Genomic DNA, 12,474 nt, shown 5'->3' with positions numbered 1-12,474 from the left:
AGCTTGTAAGCCGAAAGGGAAAATTCCCTTCGTTCCAGCCTCAAACCCTAACTAGGGACATTCCGTAAATAGTATAAAAAAGCCAACTGATTCATACTTAAAGTATTGCGAATCAGTTGGCTTTTTTGTAGGGATATTCAGTAAATGCCCCGAACTATACGGAGGTGAAAACGAAGGGAATTTTCTGCCGGTTCCCGTACTTGGCGCAGAACCTATCCCATAATATATTTAGCGGGTTTGCCCATACGGTTCACCAGATGCACTATCAACCAGGAAACGGCAAAAGCAATCACCGCGGCTACCGGGATTTGCAGAGGAACAGGAATATGGACAGCCCTTACCAATACCACAGACGGACCGGTAAGGAAATAGTGTATCATATAAACGCCGAAACCGCACACGGTCAAATCCGCCAGCGCTTTCCGCATTCTTTCCGAACGGACATTGACTTTCTTAGCCAGCATAAATATGGGAATTGTCATCATTACCACGTTCAGGGAACAATACGTAAAGAAAAGTTCCAACATCTCGTCCGTATAATCCGGCAATGCCGTCATGTGGCGGAAACCGAAGAACGTCACAACATATCCAACCGCAAACATCGGAATGCCGATAGCCAACGTTTTCTTCAAGCTCCAGTCAAGGTCTTTCAAATAATGCCCCAATAACAAATATCCGTTGAACCCGGCAAACGCATACAACATGCCAAAAGAATTCCAGGAGCAGGAGCCCCACAAATAAGGAGAAACAAACTGATAATAGTAAGGCAGGAGCAAAGTCACTCCCCAAGCCAGTAAAAACATCAACTTAGCCCGCTGCGAAGCTTTTTCCACCCATGCGGAGAAAACGGGCAAATAAAGATAAAGCCCGATGAGCAGGTAAATATACCACATATGCACCGCCAAGAGGGAGAAATTAAAAGGAATCGTCAGAATATACTGCATAGCTACCGAGAAGGATTGTTGCATCACTTCCTCACCGGAATAAGGGAAAAAGTCAAGGATAATCTTAGGGTCCAGCCCCAATACGCCTGTCAGCCAGGGAAAAAGATTATAGATAACAGACCAAATCAGGAACGGATAAAGCACACGGGTGATACGTTTTTTATAAAAAGCGGAAGCATCTCCCCTGACAGGCAAAAGCAAAGCTCCCGTTATCATGACAAACAACGGCACGCAAGGCCGGAGAACGGCTCCGTAGACGGCTCCCCATAATTTGATTTCCCCGATATTGGGAGCAGTGCCCGGATAAAAATTAAAAGGGTCGGTGCAATGGCAGCAAACAACTGTAAACATTGCAATAAAACGTACTACATCCAGCCATACGATATGCCGGTTCTTTTGATTGGATAGTTCGATTGTCGGTGGTTTCATAATAGTTAACAAACAAAAAGGAGAAATTAGTAAAAAAGGGATACCTACATGAACAATCGACAGGTATCCCTTATTAAATGAATATTCTACAAATGGAAGAACAGGCAGCTTACTTGGCGCAATTCCACGGTTTCAACTGTTTGAAGAAGTCATTGCCCTTGTCATCTACCAGAATAAATGCCGGGAAATCTTCCACCTCAATCTTCCAGATGGCCTCCATGCCTAATTCGGGATATTCCACACACTCGATACTCTTGATATTGTTCTGGGCAAGGATAGCCGCCGGACCGCCGATGGAACCGAGATAAAAACCTCCGTACTTCTTGCAGGCATCCGTCACCTGCTGGCTACGGTTGCCTTTCGCCAGCATAATCATGCTGCCGCCATGACTCTGGAACAAGTCTACATACGGGTCCATACGTCCTGCCGTGGTCGGTCCCATAGAACCGCAGGCCATCCCCGCCGGAGTCTTTGCCGGACCTGCATAATAGATAGGATGGTCTTTGATATATTGCGGCAAATCTTCGCCGCGGTCCAGACGTTCTTTCAGTTTGGCATGGGCGATATCACGGCCTACGATAATCGTGCCATTCAACGACAAGCGGGTAGCCACCGGATATTTAGCCAGTTCTTTCAGGATTTCAGGCATCGGACGGTTCAGGTCTATTTTCACCACGTCGCCCTCGCCGGCCTTACGCAATTCCACCGGAATAAGCTCGCCCGGATTCGAGTCTAACTTTTCAATCCAGATGCCGTCTTTATTGATTTTACATTTGATATTGCGGTCGGCAGAGCAGGATACGCCCAGCCCTACCGGACAAGAAGCGCCGTGGCGGGGCAGGCGGATGATACGTACGTCATGGGCAAGATATTTGCCGCCGAACTGTGCACCGAGACCAATCCTGTGAGCTTCTTTCAACACTTCTTTTTCCAGTTCGATATCCCGGAACGCGCGTCCGTACTCGTTTCCCGTTGTCGGCAGGTTATCATAAAAATGGGTAGAAGCCAGTTTCACCGTCAGCAGGTTCTTTTCAGCAGACGTGCCGCCGATAACGAAGGCGATATGGTAGGGAGGACAGGCAGCCGTGCCCAGCGTCTTCATCTTTTCGACCAGGAACGGGACCAATGTACCGGGATTCAGGATGGCTTTCGTCTCCTGATAGAGGTAGGTCTTGTTGGCGGAACCGCCGCCTTTCGTTACGCAAAGGAACTCGTATTCCATACCTTCGGTAGCTTCGATATCAATCTGTGCGGGAAGGTTGCATTTCGTATTCACCTCGTCATACATGTTCAAGGGAGCATTCTGGGAATAACGCAGGTTCTCTTCGGTATATGTCTTGTAAACGCCCAGCGAAAGAGCCTCTTCGTCAGAATAGCCCGTCCACACCTGCTGGCCTTTCTCACCGTGGATAATGGCAGTACCGGTGTCCTGGCAGAACGGGAGCACGCCTTTGGAAGCGACTTCCGCATTACGGAGAAAAGTCAATGCCACATATTTATCGTTATCGCTGGCTTCCGGATCGCTCAGAATCTTGGCGACCTGTTCGTTGTGTGAACGGCGAAGCATAAACGATACATCGCGGAAAGCCGCATTAGCCATTGCAGTCAAACCTTCTTTTTCGATTTTCAGGATGGGGTGTCCTTCAAACTCACTTACCGACACATAGTCTTTTGTAAGCAGATAATACTCGGTCGTATCCTTTCCCTTTTCAAACATGGGCTGATACTTAAACGGAGGTGTTGCCATAAATTTCTTATTTTATTACGTAATGTTAGTTAGTGAGGCAAAGGTAATAATTAAGAATGAAGAATGAGAAAGGAAAGAGAAAGAATTAAGAATGAATAACGGAGACAAGACAGTCCGGAACATGCAGCGGACCGTATGCGGCGAACGGCGGACGACAGACAGACCATGCAAGTATTAAAGCGACTTGCCGGACATTTATCGTTTGCAGTTCACCGCTATACGGTTGAAAGTTGCCTAAGCAATCCAACGGCAATCATACCGGTCCGACGGCAATCATGCGATATGCTCAATCCGCCTAATCAGTTCATCTCCCAAGGCGGTTTTATCCTCGATATGTTTCAATACGGCCGTCACAAACGTATTGCTCTCAAAATCTCCGCGTACTTGTTCAAAATCCTGCTTCATCTCATCATGAGAACCGTCAGCGCCGAATCCGGTCATCGAAGAGAGCGAGAATTCCTTCTTCGCGTCCTCGTACACCATCTTGTCCAGCCCGACTACGGCCTGCTGCCAGGCTTTTACAATGCCTATCACATCCTGCGCCGTAATCGTCTCCGGATTCAAGCCGTAAAATTCCTGAATCTTGTTATATGCCCAAGTCCATTCGTATGTATAATAATTTTCATGCATTTCCGCAAAACTGGCGTTAATGGACTTCAAGCGGTTGATAGAGCCGTTCTCAATGCCGTCCAGCAACCGGTCTATCTCACTTTTCGGAGCAATCAGCCCGGAAATGTCAACCCATTCGCCGGTTCCGATTTCCGTATCCGGCTTCAACCGCAGGCGGATTTCCTCATTACTCTGGAAATTAATTCCTTCCAGTCGTTTTATAATAGAGTTTCCCAGGAATTTATGGATGGCTATCTCATAAAAACGAATCCCGTTGTTTAAAGAAGAATTCTTGATTTTGGCGCTTTGATAGGAATAAATCTCCGAAGTCTCTCCGGACACACGCTTCAAGTCTTTCAGAATAGAACGCCCTTTAAACATCTTCTGAATGGTATATGGGCTCAAAAGGTTGTAATTGATGTAGTCCAACAGGTTGGGGTCTTTACGCTTATCGCGTTTCGGCCATTTCTGAGCGTCACGGATGGTTCCCACACTCCTTAAATTCACCCCCGGAACCAGGTAAGTCGTGTTCCGCTGCTCTATCAAATAAGAAAAAGGAAGATTGGAAGTATCGGCATGGTTCACGTGGCGTCCCATAACCAGGGAAAAAGCCCCCACACGCGCCGGCCACAGGATGTACGAATCGGAAGTCGTCTTGGCTCCCCTTTCCATCGTCCCCTGATGAATCGGTCCCAGTTTGTACATGTGATTGCTCTGATTGGAACCCGACCCCGCATTCATAAACGAAAACATGCCTGCAATCAGCAAAGTGGACTTATGATGGGTCACGGTGAAAGGCCCTGCAAAAATAGCGCAAGCTTCTCCGTTCTCCCCTTGGCAATTGCTGAAAAACAACGAATCGGAAGCTGAATAATTATGCCCCAGCTTGCAGGACTGCCCGACAAAACAACGGCTCAACATGGTTCCGTCATCCACATCGGAACCGGAAGAGATGATAAAATCGTCGCATATTACCCCGTGCCCGATATGTACCGGCGCGGTTACATTGCTGTTGATGCTGCCGTTCGTCAGGCGGCAAGTGCCGCAAATGTGGCAATAATCGCCAATCCGGACGTTTTTAATCGAGCCCGTATTGAGAATCATGACGTGGTCGCCGATGCTGCCCACGGTAGAAGCATGTTTGTTGGAATAATAATCCGTTATCGCCTTCATCCGGTTTATCAGCTCCGGACGATGCCGGTATAGCGCCAATATATATGCCTGATGCGCCGACAATTTGTCATTAATCAACACTTCGCGTCCTCCCGTCTCATTCAAGACCGTCGCTTCCACGCCATTGCCGAAAGTCGTCAGTCTGTCAACCAGGATGATATCCACATTCTCAATGAAGGTATCATTGCCTATCTCATAATTGGCGATATAATTCTGGATATTCTCAATGCAACAGTTATCTCCCACCGTCACATTATGCAAAGTCACATGACGCAATCCAGAATGTTTTCTGATGCCCCCCGGCAATGTAAATTCGGCGTCAAATACCCCCAGCCTCACTTCGCCCGAAAAACGGGTATGATGGACGTATTCGCAATTAAACCCTTCTGCAACCGATACATTTCCCCAATCATCAGCCAGACACGACTGGCTTTTTAACTGAAGAATCTCATCTTCAGTCAATCTACGATAATCTTTCATACTAATAAATATAAGTAATATGCCGCTTCCCCCAATCAGTAAAACGGCATATTGATTAATTATTCCTCCTCTTCGTAGGTCTGATAAAGAAAATCGTTATAGGGATATTTCTGAACATGCAATTCTTTCACTCGTTGATAAACCACACTCTTCAGTTCGTCTATATTGATTCGTTCACGTGCGGAAATAAAGAGACAGTTGTCTTCCATCTTTGCCATCCACGTCTTCATCAGTTCTTCGAGTGTTAAGTTTTCTTTTGTTCGGGGGGTAAGGTCGTCCGGTGCTTTTTCCACGTAGGTATAAGCATCTATCTTATTAAATACAAGTATCACGGGTTTGCCGCCGCCGCCAATTTCGGCAAGCGTCTTATTCACCACTTCAATCTGTTCTTCAAATCCGGGGTGGGAAATATCTACGACATGTACGAGAAGGTCTGCTTCACGCACTTCGTCCAACGTAGATTTGAACGACTCGACCAGGTCGGTCGGCAACTTGCGGATAAATCCTACCGTATCGGACAGGAGGAACGGCAAATTATCGATTATCACTTTACGCACCGTAGTGTCCAAGGTGGCAAAGAGCTTGTTCTCGGCGAAAACCTCACTCTTCGACAGCAGGTTCATCATCGTCGATTTCCCTACATTGGTGTAGCCCACCAATGCCACACGTATCATGCGCCCGCGGTTTTTACGTTGCGTAGCTTTCTGCCTGTCAATCTCCGCCAGGCGTTCTTTCAACAATGACATACGGTTCAGGATAATACGACGGTCCATCTCAAGCTGTGTTTCGCCCGGTCCGCGAAGTCCTACGGAACCTTTTCCTCCACCGGCTCCGGAACCTCCTCCCTGACGTTCCAAGTGAGTCCAAAGCCGTTGCAGGCGGGGCAACATGTATTTGTACTGCGCAAGCTCCACCTGTGTTTTCGCATTGGCCGTCTGGGCACGCATGGCGAATATATCGAGAATCAACGAAGTCCGGTCCAGTATCTTCACCTTCAATTCCGCTTCTATGTTGCGTATCTGTTTCGCCGAAAGCTCATCGTCGAAGATCACCATTCCTACCTCACGCTGTTCTTCCTCTTCATTACGGATATATTGTTTGATTTCCTCTAATTTTCCTTTTCCGACATAAGTCACCGAATTGGCAACCGGCAACTTCTGTGTAAACCGTTTCACAACCTCCGCCCCAGCCGTCTCGGCAAGGAAAGCCAGTTCGTCCAGGTACTCGCCCGTTTTCCGCTCGTCCTGCGTTTGAGTGACGAGTCCCACGAGTACCGCTGTTTCTACTTTGGCTTCGGATATTACAAATTCTTTCATTTTTTACTTTCTATATGATAACGGGCGCAAATATAACAAAAAAGGCTGACTAAAAGGTTTGCCGCCGGGCTTTATTTAATCTTTATATTCCCGGCAAAGATACCCGGCCTCTACTCCGGAAAGGAATAATATCCTCATATACAACCGGATAATCGGGCAACCGCCTTTAACGGCAAAAAGAGCGGCGGTTTCAAATGTATGTTTTAAAACCGCCGCTCTTGCATTACTTACGAAACCGTACAGGCTTCTTGCGTTTACCGCAATTATTCCACTGTTCCGGGATACTGTTCAATCCATGTGAATTCTTCTGTGGCATAAGCATATAATGTCAACGAACTTCCGTTCTCATCATAAGCCCATACCCCGTTGATAGTAAACACATTTCCCACATTAGTAAAAGAACAGTCATATTCGCCGGTATCAAACCATCCCAAATAGAAATTCCCGTAGCCGTCTTCCGCTTCACCGATTTCCTGGAACTGGACGGGCAGGCTCAATGCATTGTATTCATTATCCAACGTAAACTGGATATGATAGCCCGCTTGCGGACACGCATTCGGTTCCAATACGTAATAGGGGCTGTTCAAACGGTAAAGGAAGCCTTCCCCGCTATATTCTTTAGCTCTTTCCACAGGCACTTCGGCAGTCTTGCCCGCCCATCCGGAAGTCATGGAAACCTTGCCTGCGCTTTCCCATGTATAATCACGGTTCACCGAAATCGTCTGGCTGGTTATGCCGTACACGTATTCTTCTTCACAACGAATCGTGACTTCGGCGGAAGAGCCGACAGCGATATCAAAAGTGATTTTCACGTCTTTGGAAGTTTCACCCTCCGCAAATGTGACTTCGGAGGGAACCGTGAAATCATCATTGTCACCGGACAAATGTACGGTTGCCGTTCCGGCCCCGTCAGCACGCGCTACCGTGATGTTAAAAGACTGTTCGTCTTCGGGCACGTATGAGTACGAGCTCTGCCCGCTTATGATATAACCTCCCTCCGTCACTACCGGAGAAGCCTCTCTTTCACAATCGTCTGTACAGGAAGCTGCTGTTAGAACAACTGATATTCCTATAATAAATAGATAGCTATATCTGAATAAACTTTTCATATTCGTTACATTTTATGATTTTACTGGCCATTCCACAACGGATAGCAATTACTAGGATCAGGATTACCGTAACCCACCAATGCAGAGTTATTGTTACCCTCGGTTTTAACAATGCAAATATTCATCCAAGCCGGACGGCCATCGGTATTGAACCGGGTAGCATCACTGAAATTCGTCCCCTCATATCCGCGTGTCACGGACATGTCCAAACGTTTGATATCAAAGAAAGTCAACCCTTCTCCCCAAAGTTCGATTCGTTTCTGAAACAGGATTTCTTCAACAACTTCATCCGTATCGGTGACTTTACATTCATATTGGGAATCACGGTATTTCTTCATAAAATCATTGACTAACGCAATGCCGTCGGCCGCTTTTAAATGGGCTGCCGCTTCGGCTTCAATAAAATACATTTCTTCCACGCGCATCAACGGGTATGCACAGGCGGAACCTACATTATAGTCCGACCCGTTTCCTGAACCCGGACGGAACTTGAGAGAAGCATACTCGAGAAGGCTCGCCCCGAAAGCGGCATCCACATACTGGTTCTGCCCGTACAAAGGACTGTTTTCCGGAGCCTTCCAGGATAATTTACGAAAATCCGTATTGGAAATCCGGCTATAAAGGCTGGCTCCAATCATCAATTGCACTCCGGCGCCCGCATATCCGTAGGTAGCCTCATTGGAAGACCATGAGGTCCAGTTCAAGATACCGCTCTGCACCACTTCGTCTTCTTTCTGCATTTGTGAACCCCACATCCAGGACGGAGTGGAAAGTTCGTTGAAACCGCTTGTGGTGCTCAACCACTGGCTTTCCGTCGTCGGGGTACATCCGGAAGCATCAATAGCCTTACGCGCGTAGTTTTTTGCTTCCGCATAGTTCTTGTCCCACAGATACAGGCGTGCCTTCAATCCGTACACTACGCTTAAATCAGGCAGTGTTTTTGAAGTGCGGCTCAGCAGGACGATATTTCGTTCAGCCATATTCAAATCCGAAAGAATGAAATCAAACATCTGGCTGTGCGGAGCACGCGGGTTATTGCGCGCTTCCTCTTCGGTCGTCGTTTCTCTCACGATGGGAACAGTCAGGTTCAAGACATTGGGCGCGCTCGTTCCGTCGTTTTCCAGAAACTCGAACATCTGTGCCATATCCAGATATAAAAATGCCCGGAAGGCATACCCCGCCCCCAAATATCCGAGCTGCGTATTGGTTGCGCCAGCCGGGTCGATGGCGGATATCAGGTTGTTGGTAGTCTGTACGAATTTCCAGTAATAGTTCCATACATACTGGGGATATACATACGAGTCGCCGATTGTCTGATTCTGTATCCAGGCATTGTACCATGCGTTATAGCTGCTGGAAGCTATCGCCATATCCTCGGTCATGATGTCGCGGATGTGCATGATTGACCCGTATCCGTAATCAAAGTGATAGGGCTCTTCATCCTCCAGCGTCATGCCGAACTGGTCATATTTGTTCGTATAAGCAGGCATCGCCCACAATAAAGCTTCCGTAGCTTTGGAAGATGAGCCGAGCTGTTCCGTTGTTGCCACATCTGTCGGAAAAGTCTCTTCGATACATCCTGTCAGTATCAAAGCGGAGCTGCAAACTCCTAAAAGAATCTTTGCTATATTTTTCATATTCGAAACTTTCTTTTTACGTTGTTAGAATGTTAGAGTGATGCCACCCGATATTGTACGAATCGGAGCGTAATAAGAAGATGTCACCGCACCGCTGATGCTCTGTCTCGGATCTAACCCTTGTCGTTTCGACCACAGCCATACGTTATCGCAAGCCATGTAGACACGCAGTTTTTCCATGCCCAGCGTTTGACATACGGCCTTCGGCAATGTATAACCCAGGTTGATGTTCTGCAGGCTCAAATAGGAGGCGCTCGTCAGGAAACGGTCTGAAGCAGAAGCTCCATAGTCGTCATCCCCGAATTGGAAACGCGGGATTGTCGCCGACGGGTTTTCCGGGCTCCATGATTTCAACAAATCGGCATGGAAAGCCCCGCCTCTGCTGTTTGCATTCGGAGAGGACATCATGGAAGCATAATCGCTGTCGTAGCACTGGCCGCCTATCTGATAAACAAAATCTACGGAGAGGTCGAAATTCTTATAAGATAACGAAGTGCTGAATCCGCCATACACATCCGGAAGAGCTGTCCCGCAAAGATGATAAGAGGCGTCGGAATATTTAGATGTCTTCTCCTGTCCTATTACGTTGCCATCTCCATCGGTCACATCTTTCCAGTACAAGGCTTCACCGTTCTCACCCACACCGGCAGATTTCTTCATATAGAAGGTATATAGCGGCTGGCCTTCACCGTAATAATAATTCGTGCTGCTATATCCTTTCACATTGTCTACCGACATCGTTTTCCGTTCGTCCGGCAAATAAGTTATCTTATTCTTATAATGGGTCAGGTTCAAACTGACATTCCATTCAAAGTCTTTTAACTTAACCGGAGTCGTATGCAGTTCCAACTCCACGCCTAAGTTACGCATATCCCCCACATTGGCATAGTAAGACGTGTAGCCGAAAGAAGGCGGCAAGGGGAAAGAGAACAGCATATCCGTTGTTTTCCTTACAAAGAATTCCGCAGAACCGGACAGGCGCCCGCGCAACAAATCGAATTCAAATCCCATATTGAAGTTGCCGTTCGTTTCCCAGGTAATCTCTTTATTGCCCAATGTTTCCGGTACTGCAGCCGGATTGCCGGAAGAATTTACAATCTTGTAAGTATTCGTGTACCGATAATCACCGATATTATCATTTCCCTGCGAACCGTAAGACGCCTTGAATTTCAGCATATCTACCCATTCCACATCAAACCACTTTTCTTTCGAAAGAAGCCAAGCGCCGCCAAAAGACCAGAAATTACCCCAACGGTGGTCCGGATGGAATCTGGAAGAAGCATCACGGCGATAAGAACCGGAGACAAAATATTGTTCATTGAAGTTATATTGCACACGTCCGAAATATCCTTCCGTATTATAGTTTGTTATATAGGAAGAGGCGGAACCGTTGGAGATGGCGCCGTCCAACTCGCTGTTGGTCGGGTCGAACATATTCGATTTGTCGGCATACAGCCTATAGAATTTAGACCAATATGTTTCATGTCCCAACATTACGTCAATATTATGATTGCCAAAAGATTTCTGATAGGTCAACAACTGCTGATAGTTATAAGAGATGGTCCTGTCATGATATTTTGACGCAATACCGTTGGAAGTGGCGTATTGCCCGTAATAGGGGTTCGTAACCATACTGACGCGCATCTCGTCTACGTTCACGCCCGCATTGAAAGAGAACTTGAAATCTTTCAGAAAACGGATATCGAAAAATCCGTTGGCGTTAATCGCATTGCCTTCTTTATTGTTGATATTCAAAATCGCATCCGACAGCGCATTAGAATTGGACAACACAGGACGTTTGGACCCGGCATTGGCTCCATCTCCGTAATCATAGCGCAAAACATTGTTAGAGTCGTAAATCAGGTTTCCGTTTCCATCGCGCATGTACAACGGATAAATCGGCGCTACATTGGAAACGAAGGCGAACACGTTTCCTGAATTGCCGGCTGCGCCGTCATTGCCCAATTGATTGGAATCGTAATGTGTATATCCCATATTAGCACCCACTTTCAGCCAGCTTTTCACCTGGTAATCGGCTTTCAGACGGCCCGTCAAACGTTCAAAATCCGACTTCGCGGTAATACCGTCGTTACTCAGGTAGTTGAACGAAGCGAAAAAGGAAGACTTGTCGTTTCCGCTCGTTACACTCACATTGTATTCCTGCCGGAGGGAATTCTTATAGGTTGCGTCTACCCAGTCGTCCGGACGCAACAGGTAATCCTGCCCGTTGTAATTTACGACTCTTCCCAATGTCGCATTCGGATTCAACTTTCCGTTGCTGCCAATCACATATTGCCCGTCAGGCACTGTATAGACATTGTATCCCAATCCGTAATCGCCGTTGGAAAACATATTGTTATTAGCTGCGGCATGGGCAGCAGCGGCGTCCATACCTTGCGAGTTCATGAAGTAGCTTTTCAAGGTTCCGTAATACATCTCGTAATATTGCGCCGGATCATTTATATAATTATAGTCCCGTGTAGCGCGGGAGTTCGAACCCCATTTAGCATCTACCGTCACACGCGCATCACCGCTCTTACCCCTTTTTGTAGTAATGATAATGACCCCATTAGCTCCACGCGCACCATACAAGGCGCTCGACGCAGCATCTTTCAATACGGTCATCGACTCGATGTCCTGGGTGTTCAGGTTATTCATATCTCCGTCATAGGGAGCTCCGTCCAGAATGATAAGCGGGTCTTTACCGGCCGTAATAGAACTGATACCGCGAATACGAATCGTCATATCGGCAGTTCCGGGCTGCCCCGAAGCCATGTTCAACTGTACGCCGGATACCTTTCCGGTCAATGCCGTAGCAGCATTGCTGGTCTGTATCTTTCCAATCTCTTTAGTCCCGACGACAGCCGCCGACCCTGTAAAAGCGGACTTTTTAGCAGTACCGTAAGCCACCACCATCACTTCGTCAATCTGCTGCGCATCAGTTTTAAGAATCACCTTCAGACGAGGTTTAATCGCAACTTCGGCAGTTTGCATTCCGATGTACGAAATTTGCAAAGTCTTAGCAGAACT

The 12,474-nt window shown here is 47.2% G+C and carries 7 protein-coding genes; all 7 read right to left on the bottom strand.

Features of this window, described 5'->3' with window-relative positions; translation table 11 throughout:
• Positions 1-212: 212 nt before the first annotated feature.
• On the bottom strand, positions 213-1,373 hold the full coding sequence (locus Q5076_RS10145; protein ID WP_303012907.1) for an acyltransferase: 1,161 nt from the start codon (positions 1,371-1,373) through the stop codon (positions 213-215).
• A 109-nt stretch (positions 1,374-1,482) separates the two neighbouring features.
• The gene (locus tag Q5076_RS10140) at positions 1,483-3,120 is read right to left on the bottom strand and encodes a fumarate hydratase (RefSeq protein WP_303012906.1); all 1,638 of its coding nucleotides are present in this window, start codon (positions 3,118-3,120) and stop codon (positions 1,483-1,485) included.
• A gap of 273 nt (positions 3,121-3,393) precedes the next feature.
• Complete coding sequence (locus Q5076_RS10135; RefSeq protein WP_303012905.1) at positions 3,394-5,382, bottom strand: DUF4954 family protein; 1,989 nt, start codon at positions 5,380-5,382, stop codon at positions 3,394-3,396.
• Positions 5,383-5,441: 59 nt separating this feature from the next.
• Positions 5,442-6,698 (bottom strand): GTPase HflX, encoded by a 1,257-nt coding sequence (gene hflX / locus Q5076_RS10130; protein ID WP_303012903.1) that lies wholly within the window; start codon positions 6,696-6,698, stop codon positions 5,442-5,444.
• A gap of 263 nt (positions 6,699-6,961) precedes the next feature.
• Positions 6,962-7,807, bottom strand: coding sequence for a hypothetical protein (locus tag Q5076_RS10125; protein ID WP_303012901.1), 846 nt, complete (start codon positions 7,805-7,807; stop codon positions 6,962-6,964).
• Between the two features lie 20 nt (positions 7,808-7,827).
• Positions 7,828-9,444 carry a RagB/SusD family nutrient uptake outer membrane protein gene (locus Q5076_RS10120; protein WP_303012898.1) on the bottom strand — a complete coding sequence of 539 codons (1,617 nt, stop codon included), beginning with the start codon at positions 9,442-9,444 and terminating at the stop codon, positions 7,828-7,830.
• A 24-nt stretch (positions 9,445-9,468) separates the two neighbouring features.
• Positions 9,469-12,474 (bottom strand): TonB-dependent receptor (locus tag Q5076_RS10115; RefSeq protein ID WP_303012897.1); only part of this gene is annotated, 3,006 nt, incomplete at its 5' end.

The organism is uncultured Bacteroides sp. (genome assembly GCF_958445495.1).
Lineage (GTDB): Bacteria > Bacteroidota > Bacteroidia > Bacteroidales > Bacteroidaceae > Bacteroides.
Note: the sequence above shows the minus strand (reverse complement) of the source record. Positions and strands in the feature narration are given on the sequence as shown.